General features: G+C 68.4%; 16 protein-coding genes. 13 read left to right on the top strand and 3 right to left on the bottom strand.

Annotated elements, in window-relative coordinates:
- Positions 1-102: 102 nt before the first annotated feature.
- The 3 genes from paaX to ACE3OU_RS13345 all read right to left on the bottom strand — a co-directional run bounded on the left by paaX (position 103) and on the right by ACE3OU_RS13345 (position 3,315).
- Positions 103-1,059, bottom strand: coding sequence for a phenylacetic acid degradation operon negative regulatory protein PaaX (paaX, locus tag ACE3OU_RS13335; RefSeq protein WP_374242040.1), 957 nt, complete (start codon positions 1,057-1,059; stop codon positions 103-105).
- An 87-nt stretch (positions 1,060-1,146) separates the two neighbouring features.
- A complete protein-coding gene (locus tag ACE3OU_RS13340) occupies positions 1,147-2,196 on the bottom strand; it encodes a 2Fe-2S iron-sulfur cluster-binding protein (protein WP_374242041.1) in 1,050 nt (349 codons plus the stop codon).
- Between the two features lie 90 nt (positions 2,197-2,286).
- Positions 2,287-3,315, bottom strand: a complete 1,029-nt coding sequence (locus tag ACE3OU_RS13345) for a hypothetical protein (protein WP_374242042.1) — start codon at positions 3,313-3,315, stop codon at positions 2,287-2,289.
- A 352-nt stretch (positions 3,316-3,667) separates the two neighbouring features.
- Here ACE3OU_RS13345 and paaN point away from each other — a divergent pair, with 352 nt between their 5' ends.
- From paaN to ACE3OU_RS13410, 13 genes are all read left to right on the top strand, one after another.
- Complete coding sequence (paaN, locus tag ACE3OU_RS13350; RefSeq protein WP_374242043.1) at positions 3,668-5,335, top strand: phenylacetic acid degradation protein PaaN; 1,668 nt, start codon at positions 3,668-3,670, stop codon at positions 5,333-5,335.
- A gap of 129 nt (positions 5,336-5,464) precedes the next feature.
- Entirely contained in the window at positions 5,465-6,259 is a 795-nt protein-coding gene (gene paaG, locus ACE3OU_RS13355; RefSeq protein WP_374242044.1) for a 2-(1,2-epoxy-1,2-dihydrophenyl)acetyl-CoA isomerase PaaG, read from the top strand.
- Positions 6,256-7,791, top strand: coding sequence for a 3-hydroxyacyl-CoA dehydrogenase (locus tag ACE3OU_RS13360; RefSeq protein WP_374242045.1), 1,536 nt, complete (start codon positions 6,256-6,258; stop codon positions 7,789-7,791). The genes paaG and ACE3OU_RS13360 overlap by 4 nt, the downstream gene beginning before the upstream one ends.
- A complete protein-coding gene (gene paaI / locus ACE3OU_RS13365) occupies positions 7,781-8,254 on the top strand; it encodes a hydroxyphenylacetyl-CoA thioesterase PaaI (RefSeq protein WP_374242046.1) in 474 nt (157 codons plus the stop codon). The genes ACE3OU_RS13360 and paaI overlap by 11 nt, the downstream gene beginning before the upstream one ends.
- 29 nt (positions 8,255-8,283) lie before the next feature.
- Positions 8,284-9,609 carry a phenylacetate--CoA ligase PaaK gene (gene paaK, locus ACE3OU_RS13370; protein WP_374242047.1) on the top strand — a complete coding sequence of 442 codons (1,326 nt, stop codon included), beginning with the start codon at positions 8,284-8,286 and terminating at the stop codon, positions 9,607-9,609.
- Positions 9,610-9,619: 10 nt separating this feature from the next.
- Entirely contained in the window at positions 9,620-10,825 is a 1,206-nt protein-coding gene (gene pcaF / locus ACE3OU_RS13375; protein WP_374242048.1) for a 3-oxoadipyl-CoA thiolase, read from the top strand.
- 28 nt (positions 10,826-10,853) lie between these two features.
- The gene (locus ACE3OU_RS13380; protein ID WP_374242049.1) at positions 10,854-12,008 is read left to right on the top strand and encodes an ABC transporter substrate-binding protein; all 1,155 of its coding nucleotides are present in this window, start codon (positions 10,854-10,856) and stop codon (positions 12,006-12,008) included.
- A gap of 57 nt (positions 12,009-12,065) precedes the next feature.
- Entirely contained in the window at positions 12,066-12,857 is a 792-nt protein-coding gene (locus tag ACE3OU_RS13385; protein WP_374242050.1) for an enoyl-CoA hydratase/isomerase family protein, read from the top strand.
- A gap of 33 nt (positions 12,858-12,890) precedes the next feature.
- Positions 12,891-13,901: a 1,2-phenylacetyl-CoA epoxidase subunit PaaA gene (gene paaA / locus ACE3OU_RS13390; protein WP_374242051.1), complete on the top strand. Its 1,011-nt coding sequence runs from the start codon at positions 12,891-12,893 to the stop codon at positions 13,899-13,901.
- On the top strand, positions 13,898-14,194 hold the full coding sequence (gene paaB, locus ACE3OU_RS13395; RefSeq protein ID WP_141353985.1) for a 1,2-phenylacetyl-CoA epoxidase subunit PaaB: 297 nt from the start codon (positions 13,898-13,900) through the stop codon (positions 14,192-14,194). Before paaA ends, paaB begins: the two co-directional genes overlap by 4 nt.
- A complete protein-coding gene (gene paaC / locus ACE3OU_RS13400; protein WP_374242052.1) occupies positions 14,194-14,976 on the top strand; it encodes a 1,2-phenylacetyl-CoA epoxidase subunit PaaC in 783 nt (260 codons plus the stop codon). Before paaB ends, paaC begins: the two co-directional genes overlap by 1 nt.
- Positions 14,977-14,980: 4 nt before the next feature.
- Entirely contained in the window at positions 14,981-15,481 is a 501-nt protein-coding gene (gene paaD / locus ACE3OU_RS13405) for a 1,2-phenylacetyl-CoA epoxidase subunit PaaD (protein WP_374242053.1), read from the top strand.
- Positions 15,482-15,500: 19 nt separating this feature from the next.
- Positions 15,501-16,598 carry a 2Fe-2S iron-sulfur cluster-binding protein gene (locus ACE3OU_RS13410; RefSeq protein WP_374242054.1) on the top strand — a complete coding sequence of 366 codons (1,098 nt, stop codon included), beginning with the start codon at positions 15,501-15,503 and terminating at the stop codon, positions 16,596-16,598.
- Positions 16,599-16,775 lie beyond the last annotated feature (177 nt).

Raw genomic sequence — 16,775 nt, forward strand, 5'->3', positions numbered from 1 at the left:
GCAGAGCCGGCGGGGCGGTTCAGGCGGCCGGCTGCGGCGATGTCACCGCAGCCGGGCTGCAAGCGTTGCGTCCGTCGGCGCCTCCGTGGGGCCCGGAGGGTGTCAGCTCCGCCCGTCGCCGAGGGGGTCGTCTTCGCGGAAGCGTTCGTGGATGAGGCTGCTGGCCGGGGGGATCTCGCCGGTGGCGAGCTGGAGATGGCTGTCCAGGTGGCGCTCGGAGGGCGCGAGGAGGCGGCGGTAGAGCTCCTTGCAGAGCAGGCGGGCCTTCTGCCCGGGCCAGTCGGTGGGGAGCAGCACGTCGGGGAGTTCCGGGTCGCGCAGTAGCAGGCGCCGGTAGTCGTGGATCAGCAGCACGCGCAGCAGGAAGGCGGTCTCGTCGTCCACCTCGCCGCCGGCCTCGGAGCGCAGCGCGTCCAGCACCGGCTGGTAGCAGGCGACGAAGCCGTCGTACATGCCGGCGAGGTGCTCGAGGTTCCAGGCGCCATTGACCATGTCCACGTCGCTCGCCGCGTTGGCGAACTGGGCATCGGCGGCCAGCAGCGGCTTGAGCCGGCCCAGCAGGTCGGCCAGGCCCTCGGCCAGCAGCGCGTCGAAGGCGGCGCTGAGGTCGGCGCTGGGGTGCACGAAGCAGTCGCCCCCCAGGGTGCCGAAGCCCTGCCAGAACAGGGCGCGGCGCAGGGCCTCGCGTTCCTTGTGGGTGAGCTCGCCGACGGTGACGATGAGGCGCCAGCGGCGGTCCCACAGGGGCGCGCTGGAGGCGTAGATGTGCCGCGAGGCTTCCTCGAAGCGTCGCTGGCCGGAGGGGGTGAGCAGGTAGTCGGTGCGCCGGCCGACGGGCTCGGTGCGCAGCCATTCTTCCTTGGCGAGCCGGAAGACCGAGGTGCGCACCAGCCGCTCGTTGAGGTCGAGGGGTTCGAGCAGCCGGATCAGGCTGCCGAGCCAGATGCGGCTGCCCCGCGGGAGCACCGCATCGCCGAAGACCGAGATGATGAGCGAGCCCGCCTGGACGCGGCCTTGCTGGCGGAAGTCATCGAGACGTTTGTGGGCTTCGGGGAGCACGGTGTTGCCGGAGGGCAGGCGTAAAACCGTCGATTTTATGCCACTCCCCCCGGCTCTGGATAGGAAAACGACGCTTTTCCGGCGGGCTCAGAGGTTCAGCAGGTGGGCCGCGTCGGGGATCTCGGGCTGTTGCCGGGCAAAGAAGCCTTCGGTGTGGATCAGCTCGGGGCGCGCGCCCAGGGCCTTCACGGTGGCCACGCAGCTGTCCACGAAGGCCGGGCTGCCGGCGGCAAAGATGGTGTGCTTCGACAGGTCGGGGAACAGCCCCGGCAGCACCGCATCGACGCGGCCGGAGAGGCAGCCTTCGGCCTCCTCGCGGGTGAGGGTGATCCTGTAGTCGAAGGCCCGGTGCTTGGTGCGCCACCAGGCCATCAGGCCCCGGGCGTAGACGTCGGCCTCCGTGCGCGCCGAGAACAGCAGCGTGACCGGCTTGCGGAAGCCGCGGCGCAGCGCCGCCTCGGTGAGCGCGAGGATGGGCGCCAGGCCCGTGCCGGCGGCAAGGCACAGCACCGGCGTGTCGACGCCCGGGTCGCCGATGAAGGTGCCGTAGGCGCCCGACAGCTTGACGCTCTCGCCGATGGCAAGGCGGTCGTGGATCCACTGGCTGGTCACGCCGTCGTCGGCGCGGGCCACCTGCAGCACGAGTTCGCCGTCGGGCCGCGGGGCGTTGGAGATCGAGTAGGCGCGGGGCGGGATGTCGGCGCGCGGGTTGCCGAGGGTCACGTACTGCCCCGACCAGTAGCGGATCGGCTGGCCGACCGGGCGCAGGCGCAACTCGACCACGCGCTCGGCCACCGCGCGCTTGTCGGTGACGACGAAGAGCGCGTCCTCCCGGGGCGGAAAGAGCTTGGGCCGGGCGTCCTCGGTGCCCCATTCGATGGTCAGCTCGTCGGAGATCGGCTTGGCCATGCACATCAGGCCGTAGCCCTGGCGGCGCTCCTCCTGGGACAGGGCCATGTCGAGCACCATGCCCTGGTCGAACTGGCCCGCCGTGACCTTGACCTTGCATTCGCCGCAGGCGCCGGCGCGGCAGTTGTTGGGCAGCGCGTAGCCTGCCTTTTCGAGGGCCATCAGCACGGTGTCGCCGTAGGCGCATTCCACCGACTTGCCCGAGGGGTGCATGATGATGCGGGACATGGTTTGTTCTCGGTGAGGGGGATGGGTAAGGCGCGGGAGGAGGGGGCGCTGTTTCTCCCCACGCCTTCCTCCTGGCGCCTGACGCTTCAATCAGAAGACGGGAATGATGTCTTCCATCTCGATGTCGCTGATCTCCTGGCCGGTGATGCCCACTTCGGGGATCGCCGGGAAGGGGATGTTGTAGCGGTCGAGCACGCCCTTCAGGTTGATCATGGCGTTCTTCCAGTTCTGCAGCTTCATCTCGTAGGTGGGAATGCCGAAGCCGGCGCCGCGGGCGACTTCCTCGGCCTCGCGCTGGTTGGCGATGAAGTCGGCGGGGAGGTCCCAGAACTCCATCGGCGGCTCGAACAGCACCGCCGACAGGAACAGGTAGCCGGCGCGGATCTGCTTGGTGACCACGGACTTGGTCTCTTCCTTGAGGCCCGGGTAGTCGCGCTCCATCACCGCCATGCAGATCGCCATGTGGCGTCCCTCGTCGCGGCCGATGTTCTTGAAGCCTTCCTTGAAGACCGGCTCGCGGGAGTTGTCGAACATCTGCTTGAAGATGGTGGCGGCGGCGATCTCGCCCATCAGGAAGGAGCTGAACAGCACCGCCAGGTCGTACTTGGGCACGGCCTGCTTGTAGCCGTTCCAGTAGCGCGAGCCATTGAAGTACAGCCACTGCACGTTCTTCTGCAGGCGCTTGCCGAGCTCGGTCTTGGGCTGGTAGGTGATCGGGTCCGGGTGGCCGAGCATCCTGGTGATGGCCAGGCCGCACATGATCTCGTGGTTCTGCTCGTCGCGGGTGACCGAGAAGAAGCACTTGCGGACCGGGTCTTCCTCGTGGACCTCATAGGTCTTGATCAGCGCTTCGGCAAACACCGGGGGCGCCGAGGCGTCGAACACCGACAGCAGGCTCCACCAGTAGGCGATCGATTCGCGTTCTTCCCAGGTGTAGCTGTCCACGTCCAGGGTGTCCCACGGCAGCTTCTCCGGGTCCCAGTTCTCGCGCAGGGCGGCCTGCCAGACCTCCTGCAGCTTCTTGGTCTTGCTGTTCCACGACAGCGGATAGACGTTGGGCTGCTGGATTTCGGGCGGAAATTCCATCTTGTCGGCGAACCGTTCCTTGCTGACGCTCATGATTTTGTCTCCTCGTATCGGATGCTGCGTTGGTGTGGGTCTTGCCCTTCAAGCCCATTCGAGCTGTGGGGTTAATAATGATACAAAAAAATAATTTCCGTCAACAAAATGTATCGCATTGGAGGTCGTGCGAAAAACCGACGTTTTCCGTATACCGCCGTTTTTTGGGTTTTTTTGACCAAAATAACGTTTTAAGTTTTTGATATAAAAATAGTTTTCTTTTGTGTAAGTGGTTTTGAACTATGTAATCTCGAGGCTTTCTATCAGAAAAATACGATACTGAACATTGACATTAATCAGGTTCGTTTGTACTGTTTGAGTCAAGAACCCAACACCAACAGGAGACATCGGAATGACGCACCCCCTCTTCGAAAAGCATCGCGCCCGCCTGGATGGCGCCGTCGCGGCGATCGCCTCGCGTGCTTACTGGTCGGCGTTCAGCGAGATGCCCAGCCCCAAGGCCTATGGCGAGACCGCGCCCGATGACGGCAAGCGTGCTTTCGAAGCCCACCTGGGCAAGCGTTTCGAGCTGGATCAGCCTGGCCTGACCGGCTGGCACGGTGGTGAGTCTTCCCCCTACGGCATCGCCCTCGGCGTGAGCTACCCGGTGTGCGACCCGGAGGCCCTGGTGGCCGCCGGCCACGCGGCGATGGCCGGCTGGCAGGCGGTGGGCGCGGATGGCCGCACCGGCATCTGTCTCGAGATCCTCGACCGCCTCAACAAGCAGAGCTTCGAGCTCGCCCACGCGGTGATGATGACCACCGGCCAGGGCTGGATGATGGCCTTCCAGGCCGGTGCCCCCCACGCCCAGGACCGTGGCCTCGAGAGCGTCGCCTACGCCTGGCGCGAGCAGAGCTTCGTGCCCGCCGAAACCGTGTGGGAGAAGCCCCAGGGCAAGAACCCGCCGCTGGTCATGAAGAAGCACTTCCAGATCGTCGGCCGCGGCACCGCGCTGGTGATCGGCTGCGGCACCTTCCCGACCTGGAACACCTACCCGGGCCTGTTTGCGGCGCTCGCCACCGGCAACCCGGTGATCGTCAAGCCCCACAGCAACGCCATCCTGCCGGCGGCGATCACCGTCCGCACGATCCGCGCGGTGCTCTCCGAAAACGGCATCGACCCCAACCTGGTCAGCCTGTGCGTCGCCGACAAGCGCGCCACCACCCAGGCCCTGGCCACCCACCCGGCGGTCAAGTCCATCGACTTCACCGGCAGCAACGTGTTCGGCCAGTGGCTCATCGACAACGCCCGCCAGGCCCAGGTGTACGCCGAGCTGGCCGGTGTCAACAACATCGTCATCGAGTCCACCGACGCCTACAAGGCGATGCTCGGCAACCTGGCCTTCACGCTGTCGCTGTACTCCGGCCAGATGTGCACCACCTCCCAAGCGATCTTCATGCCGGCCGGCGGCATCGAGACCGACCAGGGCCACAAGAGCTACGACGAGTTCTGCGCCGACCTGGCCGCCGCCGTCCAGCGCTTCCTGTCGAAGCCCGAGGTTGCCCACGCCGTGCTCGGCGCGATCCAGTCCGCCGACACCGCCGAGCGCATCGACGTTGCCAACAGCGGCGCCCTGGGCAAGGTCGTGCTGGCCTCCACCAGGCTCGACAACCCCGACTTCCCGGCCGCCACCGTGCGCACCCCGGTGCTGCTCGCCTGCGACGCCGCCGACGAGAAGCTCTACATGGAAGAGCGCTTCGGCCCGATCGCTTTCGTCGTCAAGACGGCCGACAGCGCCGCCGCCATTGCCCTCTCCGAGCGCGTGGTGAGCACCCACGGCGCGCTCACCGTGGGCGTGTATTCCACCAGGCAGGACGTCATCGACGCGATGACCGAAGCCACCTGGCGCAGCAAGGTCGCCCTGTCGATCAACCTCACCGGCGGCGTCTTCGTCAATCAGTCGGCGGCCTACTCCGACTACCACGGCACCGGCGGCAACCCGGCGGCCAACGCCTCCTACGCCGACTCGGCCTTCGTCGCCAACCGCTTCCGCGTCGTCCAGCGCCGCTACCACGTTTGAACCTGCGCAGGAAGCCAGGGCGCCGGCTCCGGCCGGCTCCGCGGTGGGCCCCGTACGCCCGTACGGCGGCGCTGCCCGGGCCGGCCTGACGGGCACGCCACGATTTCTGCACGAGTTCAGGAGACTGAGATGGAATTCAAGAACATCCTTTTTGCGGTGGCCGACGGCGTCGCCCGCCTGACCCTCAACCGCCCGGACAAGCTCAACAGCTTCACCGGCGAGATGCACGCCGAGCTGCGCGCCGCCCTCGACGCCGTCCAGGCCGACAAGACCATCCGCGTGCTGGTGCTCACCGGCGCGGGCCGCGCCTTCTGCGCCGGCCAGGATCTGGCCGACCCGGACATGCAGCAGGTCGGCGGCAGGATGCCGGACATCGGCAACGTGGTCGAAGCCAACTACAAGCCGCTGATCCTGCGCCTGCAGAACCTGCGCGTGCCGACCATCGCGGCGGTCAACGGCATCGCCGCCGGCGCGGGCGCCAGCGTGGCGCTGGCCTGTGACCTGGTGGTGGCCAGCAAGTCGGCCTCCTTCCTGCAGGCCTTCAGCAAGATCGGCCTCGTCCCGGACACCGGCGGCACCTGGTTCCTGCCCCAGCGGGTCGGCATGGCCCGGGCGATGGGTCTGGCCCTGCTGGCCGACAAGCTGCCCGCCGAGAAGGCCGCCGAGTGGGGCCTGATCTGGGAAGCCGTCGCCGACGACGCCTTTGGCGCCCGCATCGATGCGCTGGCCGCCCAGCTCGCCGCGATGCCCACCAAGGCGCTGGTGCGCACCCGCCAGGCGATGCACGCCGCGCCGGGCCACACCCTCGAGCAGCAGCTCTCCTTCGAGGGCAGCTTCATGCGCGAGCTGGGCTGGAGCGCCGACTACGCCGAAGGCGTCGCGGCCTTCATGGAAAAGCGCGCCCCCAAGTTCACCGGAGAATGAGCGTGAGCCAGGCCCTCAACTCCTCCGCCATCGTCGCGGTGGTCGGTACCGGCGCCATGGGTGCCGGCATCGCCCAGGTCGCCGCCGCGGCCGGCCACGTGGTCAAGCTCCTCGACAACCGCCCCGAGGCCGCCGCCAAGGCCGTCGCCGGCATCCGCGCCCAGTTCGCCAAGCTGGCCGACAAGGGGCGCATGGGCGCCGAGGCCGCCGCCGCGGCCAGCGAGCGCCTGCAGGCCGTCGAGCAGCTCGCCGACCTGGCCGACGCGGCCCTCGTCGTCGAGGCCATCGTCGAGAGCCTCGAGGCCAAGCAGAGGCTCTACCGCGATCTCGAAGATATCGTCGGCGCCGGCTGCATCTTCGGCACCAACACCTCGTCGATCTCCGTCACTGCCATCGGCTCGGCCCTGCAGCGCCCCGAGCGCCTGGCCGGCCTGCACTTCTTCAACCCGGCGCCGCTGATGGCGCTGGTCGAGGTGGTGTCCGGCCTCGCCACTGACCCGGCGGTGGCCGCGACCCTCTTCGACACCGCCGCCGCCTGGGGCAAGACGCCGGTGCATACCCGCTCGACGCCGGGCTTCATCGTCAACCGGGTCGCCCGCTCGTACTACGGCGAGGCGATGCGCCTGCTGGGCGAGGGCGCCGCTGACGTCGCCACCCTCGACGCGGTGATGCGCGAGGCCGGCGGCTTCAAGATGGGCCCCTTCGAGCTCACCGACATGATCGGCCACGACGTCAACTTCGCCGTCAGCCGCTCGGTGTGGAACGCCTACTTCAACGACCCGCGCTTCCTGCCCTCGCTGATCCAGCAGGAGCTGGTGGACGCCGGCTTCTACGGCCGCAAGAGCGGGCGGGGTTTTTACGATTACCGCGAGGGCGCCGAGCGCCCGCAGCCCAGGTCGGCCGTCGCCCAGCCGGTGCCCGAGGCGATCGTCCTGCACGGCCATTCGCCGGCCGTCGAGGCCATCGCCGACCGGCTCTACGAGCGGGGCGTGGCCTACACCTGGGGCGAAAGCACCGACGGGCGGATCGCCGAGGTCGGCGACGCGGTGGTCTTCCAGACCGACGGCCGCACCGCCACCCAGCGCGCCGCCGAAACCGGCATCGCCAACATGGTGCTGATCGACCTCGCCCTCGACTACACCACGGCCACCCGCCTGGCGGTGAGCGTCGCCCACACCTGCTTCGCGCCGGCCGCCGCCGCCGCGGTGGGCCTGCTGCAGGCCGCCGGCTTTGCCGTTTCGCGCTTTGCCGACGTGCCCGGGCTGGCGGTGATGCGCACCCTGGCCACCCTCGCCAACGAGGCCGCCGACGCGGTGAACCAGGGCGTCTGCGACGCCAAGGGCGCCGACGCGGCGATGCAGCTCGGCGTCAATTACCCCAAGGGGCCGCTCGCCTGGGCCGACGCCGTCGGCGTCCGGGTGATCTGCCAGGTGCTGCGCCATCTCGGCGCCTTCTACGGCGAAGACCGCTACCGCGTCTCGCCGCTGATCCAGCAGGCAGTCTTTGCCGGAAAGGGCATCCATGTCCACTAAGCATCCCAACGCCGCCGAGGCCCAGGCCCTCGCCGAAGCCGTCGCCGACGCCATGTGGGCCCGCGACCGCGCCGCCAACGCGCTGGGCATCAAGATCGAGAGCGTCGGCCCCGGCGTGTCGCACCTGTCGATGCCGGTGCGCGGCGACATGGTCAATGGCCACCACATCTGCCACGGCGGCCTGATCTTCTCGCTGGCCGATACCGCCTTCGCCTACGCCTGCAACAGCTACAACAGGAACACCGTGGCCTCGGCCTGCCACATCGACTTCCTGGCCCCGGGCATGGAGAACGACACCCTCGACGCGGAAGCCGTCGAGCGCTCCCAGTCCGGCCGCACCGGCGTCTATGACGTCACCGTGAAGAGCCGGCAGACCGGCAAGACGATCGCCCTGTTCCGCGGCAAGAGCTACCGGATCAACGGCGAGGTCATCGCCGGCCTGGCCGCCGCGCCCGCTGCCTGAACCCCACAAAAATCAGAGAGGAGACACCCATGCCCGTCAAGCGCCCCCAGCCCGGCGACCTCGAAGCCATCGAGACGGCCAGCCGCGACGAAATCTCGGCCCTGCAGCTCGAACGCCTCAAGTGGTCGGTCCGCCACACCTACGACAACGTCGAGCCCTACCGCAAGCGCTGCCAGGAGAAGGGCGTCCACCCGGACGACCTCCAGCAGCTCTCCGATCTGGCCAAGTTCCCGTTCATGACCAAGACCGACCTGCGGGATCACTACCCCTTCGGTCTGTTCGCCGTGCCGCGCAACAAGGTGGCCCGCCTGCACGCCTCGAGCGGCACCACCGGCAAGCCGGTGGTGGTCGGTTACACCAGGAACGACCTCGACAACTGGGCCAACCTGGTGGCCCGTTCGATCCGCGCCGCGGGCGGCCGCGCCGGCGACATGGTGCACATCGCCTACGGCTACGGCATGTTCACCGGCGGCCTGGGCGCCCACGGCGGCGCCGAGCGCCTGGGCTGCACCGTGGTGCCGATGTCCGGCGGCCAGACCGAGAAGCAGGTCCAGCAGATCATGGACTTCAAGCCCGAGATCATCATGGTCACCCCCTCCTACTCGCTGGTGATCGCCGAGGAGTTCGAGCGCCTGGGCATCAAGCCCGACGAGATCTCGCTGAAGGTCGGCATCTTCGGCGCCGAGCCATGGGGCGAGGGCATGCGCGCCGAGATCGAGAAGAAGCTCGGCATCGACGCCATCGACATCTACGGCCTCACCGAGGTGATGGGCCCCGGCGTGGCCTGCGAGTGCATCGAATCCAAGGACGGCCCGGTGATCTGGGAAGACCACTTCTACCCCGAGATCATCGACCCCGAGACCGGCGAGGTGCTGCCCGACGGCGAGGACGGCGAGCTGGTGTTCACCTCCCTCACCAAGGAGGCCTTCCCGGTCATCCGCTACCGCACCCGCGACCTCACGCGCCTGCTGCCGCCCACCTCCCGGTCGTTCCGCCGCTTCGGCAAGATCACCGGCCGCTCCGACGACATGCTGATCGTGCGTGGCGTCAATGTGTTCCCGACCCAGATCGAGGAGCAGATCCTGCGCGACCCGCGCCTCACCGGCAACTACCAGATCGTGCTGACCCGCGAGGGCCACCTGGACAATGTCGAGGTGCGCTGCGAAGTCCAGCGCGAGCTCTCCGGCAAGCTCAGCCGCGCCAACGTCGAAGAGATCAGCCGCAGCCTGCAGTACCACATCAAGACCATCATCGGCATCTCCACCCGGATCAAGGTGATGGATTTCGACACCATTCCGCGCACCCAGACCGGCAAGGCCCGCCGTGTCATCGACGAGCGCCCGAAGCAACTCTGAGGACCCCGCCATGACCGAAGCGTTTATCTGCGACGCCATCCGCACGCCCATCGGGCGCTACGGCGGTACCCTCGCCAGCGTGCGCGCCGACGACCTCGGCGCCGTGCCCCTCAAGGCCCTGATGGCCCGCAACCCGCAGGTGGACTGGGCGGCCGTCGAGGACATCGTCTACGGCTGCGCCAACCAGGCCGGCGAGGACAACCGCAACGTCGCCCGCATGTCGGGCCTGCTGGCCGGCCTGCCCGTCGACGTGCCGGGCACCACCGTCAACCGCCTGTGCGGTTCGGGCATGGACGCGGTGGGCCTCGCCGCCCGCTCCATCAAGTCCGGCGAGACCGGGCTGATGATCGCCGGTGGCGTCGAGAGCATGTCCCGCGCCCCGTTCGTGATGGGCAAGGCCGAATCCGCCTTCTCGCGCAGCGCGGCGATCTACGACACCACCATCGGCTGGCGCTTCGTCAACCCGCTGATGAAGAAGCTCTACGAGACCCACTCGATGCCCCAGACCGCCGACAACGTGGCCGAGGAGTTCAGCGTCTCGCGCGCCGACCAGGACGCCTTCGCGCTGCGTTCCCAGCAGCGCTGGGCCGCCGCCCACGCCGCCGGCCGCTTCGCCGACGAGCTGGTGCCGGTGGAGATCCCCCGCAAGAAGGGCGACCCCATCGTCTTCAATACCGACGAGCACCCGCGCCCCGAGACCACCCTCGAGATGCTGGCCAAGCTGAAGGGCGTCAACGGCCCCGAGCTGTCGGTGACCGCGGGCAACGCCTCGGGGGTGAATGACGGCGCCTGTGCGCTGCTGCTGGCCTCCGAAGCCGTCGCCGGCCATTACGGCCTGACGCCCAAGGCCCGCGTGGTGGCGATGGCCACCGCCGGCCTGCTGCCGCGGATCATGGGCTTCGGCCCGGCCCCGGCGGTCAGGAAAGTGCTCGCCAAGACCGGCCTCACCCTCGACCAGATGGACGTCATCGAGCTCAACGAAGCCTTCGCCGCCCAGGGCCTCGCGGTGCTGCGCGACCTCGGCCTGGCCGACGACGAGGCGCGGGTGAATCCCAACGGCGGCGCCATCGCCATGGGCCACCCGCTGGGCATGAGCGGCGCCCGGCTGGTCACCACGGCCATGTACGAGCTGCACCGCCGCGGCGGCCGCTACGCGCTGTGCACCATGTGCATCGGCGTGGGGCAGGGCATCGCGATGATCATCGAGCGCGTTTGAGCAACACCACCAAAGGAGACAAGAGACCATGAAAAAAACCTTCAAGACCCTCCTGGCCGGCGCCGCGCTGGCCCTCGGCAGCCTGAGCAGCCTCACCGCCATCGCCGCCGACCCGATCAAGATCGGCTCGATCCTGTCGGTCACCGGCCCGGCCGCCTTCCTCGGCGACCCGGAACTCAAGACCCTCCAGCTCTACGTGGAAGACATCAACAAGAAGGGCGGCGTGCTCGGGCGCCAGCTCCAGCTGGTGCACTACGACGACGGCAGTGACGCCAACAAGGCCAACGGCTTTGCCAAGCGCCTGATCGACGACGACAAGGTCGACCTCATCGTCGGTGGCACCACCACCGGCTCCACGATGTCCACCGTGCCGCTGGTCGAGCGGGCCGGCGTGCCCTTCATCTCCCTGGCCGGCGCCGTGGTGATCATCGAGCCGGTCAAGAAGTGGGTCTTCAAGACCCCCCACACCGACCGCATGGCCGCCGAGAAGGTGTTCGAGGACATGAAGAAGCGCGGCATCACCAAGGTGGCGCTGTTCTCCGAGACCAGCGGTTTCGGCCAGTCCGGCAAGAAGGAAACCGAGGCCGTCGCCGGCAAGTACGGTATCACCCTGGTGGCCAACGAGACCTACGGGCCCAAGGACACCGACATGAGCCCGCAGCTCACCAAGATCAAGAACACCGCCGGCGTGCAGGCCGTCTTCGTGTTCGGCCTCGGCCAGGGCCCGGCCATCGTCACCAAGAACTACCGGCAGCTCGGCATCACCCTGCCGCTGTACCAGTCCCACGGCGTGGCCTCCGACGAGTTCCTGAAGCTCGCCGGCCCGGCCGCCGAAGGCGTCCGCCTGCCGTCGCCCGCCCAGCTGATCCCTGAGAAGCTGCCCGCCAGTGACCCGCAGAAGCCCGTCGTGACCGCCTACGACAAGGCCTACAAGGAGCGCTACAAGCAGGACGTGTCCACCTTCGGCGGCTATGCCTACGATGGCCTGATGATCGCCGTCGATGCCATCAAGCGCGCCGGCAGCACCGACAAGGCCAAGGTCCGCGATGCCATCGAGGCCACCAAGGGCTACGTCGGCACCAGCGGCAAGGTGACCATGTCGGCCACCGACCACATGGGCCTCGACCTCAGTTCCTTCCGCATGCTCGAAGTCAAGGGCGGCGACTGGACCATCACCCAGTAAGCGACCCACAGGCGCGGGGCCGGGCGCGGTCAGGCCCCGCCCCCGCCGGAGCACACCATGGCACACAGCTTTGAAACCCTCGAGATCGAACGCAGCGGGCGGGTCGCCACGATCTGGATGAACCGCCCGGCGGTCTTCAACGCCTTCGACGAGCAGCTCATCGACGAGCTGCACGCCGCCTGCCGCGAACTCGACGCCGACCGCAGCGTCCGCGTGGTGGTCCTGGCCGGCCGCGGCAAGCACTTCTCGGCCGGTGCCGACCTCAACTGGATGCGCCGCGCCGCCGCCTTCGGCGAAGCCGAGAACCTCGCCGACGCGCGCCGCTTCGCCGGCATGCTGCGGGCCCTGTCGGAGATGAGCAAGCCGACCATCGCCCGCGTGCAGGGCGCCGCCCTCGGTGGCGGCACCGGCCTCACCGCCGCCTGCGACATGGCGATCGCCGCCGACGACGCGCAGTTTTCCACCTCCGAGGTCAGGTTCGGAATCATCCCGGCGGTGATCAGCCCCTTCGTGCTGCGCGCCGTCGGCCCGCGCCACGCGCTGCGCATCTTCCAGAGCGCCGAGCGCATCGACGCCGCCCGCGCCCTGGCGATGGGCCTGGTGGGCGAGGTGGTGCCGGCGGCCGAACTCGACGCCGCCGTCGCCCGTCTTACGGAGCAGCTGGTCAGCTGTGCCCCCGACGCCCAGAAGGCCGCCAAGGATCTCATCGCCGCCGTCGACGGCCGGCCCATCGACGACGCGGTGAGCGAGGAGACCGCCCGCCGCATCGCCCGCCGCCGGGCCACCGCCGAAGCCAAGGACGGTATCGCCGCCTTTCTCGACAAACGCCCGCCTGCCTGGCTCGCCTGAGCCCCCGCAGACTCAACCCAGAGGAGACGATCCATGTACACCCAGTCGTTCAGCGTAGCGGATGCCCCCGGCAGCAAGCCTGCCGTGACGCTTTCCACCGAGAACCCCGAGGAAATGGCCCGCTTCGATGCCCGCATCGACGCCGATGGCCGCATCGAACCCCAGGACTGGATGCCCGAGGCCTACCGCAAGACCCTCGTGCGCCAGATCAGCCAGCACGCCCACAGCGAGATCGTCGGCATGCTGCCCGAGGGCAACTGGATTTCCCGCGCGCCCACCCTCAAGCGCAAGGCCATCCTGATCGCCAAGGTGCAGGACGAGGGTGGCCACGGGCTTTACCTGTATTCCGCCGCGGAGACCCTCGGCACCAGCCGCGACCAGATGCTCGAAGGCCTGCACAGCGGCCGCGCCAAGTACAGCTCGATCTTCAACTACCCGACCCTCACCTGGGCCGACGTGGGCGTGATCGGCTGGCTGGTGGACGGCGCCGCGATCATGAACCAGATCCCCCTGTGCCGCTGCTCCTACGGCCCCTACGCCCGGGCCATGGTGCGCGTCTGCAAGGAGGAGTCCTTCCACCAGCGCCAGGGCTACGAGGCCCTGCTGGTGATGATGCAGGGCACCGAGGCCCAGAAGGCCATGGTGCAGGACGCGGTCAACCGCTGGTGGTGGAAGTGCCTGGCCATGTTCGGGCCGCCGGACGCCGACAGCCCCAACAGCGCCCAGGGCATGCGCTGGGGCATCAAGCGCATCAGCAACGACGACCTGCGCCAGAAGTTCGTCGACGCCACCGTGCCCCAGGCCCAGGTGCTCGGCGTGACGCTGCCCGACCCCGACCTCAAGTGGAACGAGGCGCGCCAGCACTACGACTACGGCCAGATCGACTGGGCCGAGTTCTGGAACACCGTCGAAGGCAACGGCCCCTGCAACAAGGAGCGCCTGTCCACCCGGGTCAAGGCCCACAACGACGGCCAGTGGGTTCGTGACGCCGCCCTGGCCTACACCCGCAAACAACAACAACGCGCACAAAAGGAGGCAGCATGAACACCCCCGCACTCAAGGAATGGCCCCTCTGGGAAGTCTTCGTCCGCAGCAAGCAGGGCCTCGAGCACAAGCACTGCGGCAGCCTGCACGCCGCCGACGCCTCCCAGGCTCTGCACATGGCCCGCGACGTCTACACCCGCCGCCAGGAAGGCGTGAGCATCTGGGTCGTGCCGTCCGCCTCGATCACCGCCAGCAACCCCGACGATAAGGGCGAGCTGTTCGACCCGGCGGCCGACAAGATCTACCGCCACCCGACCTTCTACGAGATCCCGGAAGAAGTGGGGCACATGTAATGAGCACGCCCATCGACTACCTGCTGCACCTGGCCGACAACGCCGTGGTGCTGGGCCAGCGCAACGCCGAATGGTGCGGCCACGGCCCGATCCTCGAAGAAGACCTGGCGCTGGCCAACGTCAGCCTCGACCTCATCGGCCAAGCCCGGCTGCTCTACCAGCGCGTGGCCGAGCTGCAGGGCGGCGACGCCACCGAGGACAGGCTCGCCTACTTCCGCGACGCCCACGAGTTTCGCAACTACACGCTGCTGGAGCTCCCGCACCACGGCCCGCTGGTGGGCTACGCGGCGGCCGACCGGGACTACGCCACCACCATCGTGCGCAACTTCCTGTATTCCGCGCTGATGGTGCTGGTGTGGGACGGCCTGCAGAACTCCGCCGACGCCGGCCTGGCGGCCATCGCCGCCAAGTCGGTCAAGGAGGCCAGCTACCACCTGCACCACGCCCGCGACTGGCTGGTGCGGCTGGGCGACGGCACCGAGGAATCCCATGCCCGCGTCCAGGCGGCGGTGGATCACCTGATGCCCTACACCGAGGAGTTCTGGACCACCAGCCCGGCCGAAGGCGCCGCCGTGGCGGCCCATGTGGCGATCGACGTGTGGTCCCTGCGCCCGGCCTGGGATGCCATCGTGAATGACGCGCTGGCCGAAGCCACGCTGACCCGCCCGAACTTCCACGGCTACGTCACCGAGGGCAAGATCGGCCTGCACTCCGAGCACCTGGGCTATCTCCTCGCCGAGATGCAGAGCCTCGCCCGGGCTCACCCCGACGGCCGCTGGTGACACCATGAGCACCACCACCGAAAGGGTGTGGGCCGCGATGGAAGCCCTGACCGATCCGGAGATTCCGGTGGTCACCCTGCGCGAACTCGGCATCCTGCGGGAGGTGAACGACGGTCCGGACGGCCTCGAGGTGGTCATCACGCCCACCTACAGCGGCTGTCCGGCCATGGGCCAGATCGAGGACGACGTGCGCGCCAAGCTCGCCGAGCTGGGCGTCGCGGCGCGGGTCACCACCCGCCTGTCGCCCCCCTGGACCACCGACTGGATGAGCGACGAGGCCAAGGCCAAGCTCCACGCCTACGGCATCGCTCCGCCCCACACCCGGCCGGCGCCGGACGTCTCGGTGATGCGCTTCATCAAGCGCCCCGTGGCCGACCCGGTGGGCTGCCCGCACTGCGGATCGGCCAACACCGTCGTCACCTCCCAGTTCGGCTCGACGGCCTGCAAGGCGCTCTACAAGTGCCTCGACTGCCAGGAGCCCTTCGATTACTTCAAGCCCTACTAGGCTTACCCGGAGCCCACCCATGTCAGCTCTCCGATTCCACGATCTCACCGTCAAGCGCGTCAGCCCCGAGGCGGCCGGCGCGGTGGCGATCACCCTGGCCATCCCCGACGAGGCGAAGGACAGCTTCGCCTTCGAGCCCGGCCAGTTCCTCACCTTGCGCGCCACCGTCAATGGCCAGGACGTGCGCCGCAGCTATTCCATCAGCAGCCCGCGCAGCCGCCTCGCCGCCCGGGGCGAGCTGGAGATCGGCATCCGCCCGGTCGAGAACGGCCTGTTCTCCAACTGGGCCGCCCAGTCCATCAAGGCCGGCGACACCATCCAGGTGATGCCGCCGGACGGTCGCTTCGTCGTCAAGAAGAAGCGCGCGATCCACCGCGTCGGCTTTGCCGCCGGGTCGGGCATCACGCCGATTTTGTCGATCGCCGCCTCCACCCTCGAGGAGCAGCCCGAGTCCAAGTTCACCCTGGTCTATGGCAACCGCCGCATGTCGACGGTGATGTTCAACGAAGCCCTGCAGGACCTCAAGGACCGCTACCGCGACCGCCTCACGCTGATCCACGTGCTGTCCCGCCAGGCCCAGGAAGTGGACCTGCTCCAGGGCCGCATCGACGGCGACAAGGTGCGCGAGATCATCCACGCCCTGCTGCCCGTGGCGAGCATGGACGAGGTCTTCATCTGCGGTCCCGACGCCATGATCAGCGCCACCGAGGACGCCCTGCTGCAGGCCGGCGTGCCCGCCGACCGCATCCGCACCGAGCGCTTCACCGTCGGCCTGCCGGCCGGCGCCAACCCGGTGGGCACCGGCACCAGCGCGGCCGTTGCGGCCCAGGCCGAGAAGGACATCAGCCTCACGGTGGTGCTCGACGGCAAGGAGCACGAGCTCGCCATCGGCCCCGACGAACACGTGCTGGATGCGGCCCTCAACGCCGGCCTCGACCTGCCGTTCTCGTGCAAGGCCGGTGTGTGCTGCACCTGCCGCGCCAAGGTGCTCGACGGCACCGTGGTGATGGACAAGAACTTCACCCTCGAGGCCCCCGAGGTCGCCCAGGGCTTCGTGCTCAGCTGCCAGGCCCGCGCCACCAGCAAGCGCCTGCTGGTGAGCTTTGACGAGCGCTGAGCCACCCGGCCCGGCGCCACGAAGCAACAAGGCCGCCCCGAGGGGCGGCCTTCAGACTGCTGACAAAGCCCCAAGCCCCCACCCGTCGGGGGCTTGGTTTTTTTATAATCTCGGCATGCTCAAGCCTGCCGCCGCCACCGCTCAGACCGAACTGGAGATGGTGACGCTGGACCAACT

The sequence above is a fragment of the Zoogloea sp. genome, assembly GCF_041908905.1.
In the GTDB taxonomy this organism is placed as follows: Bacteria; Pseudomonadota; Gammaproteobacteria; order Burkholderiales; family Rhodocyclaceae; genus Zoogloea.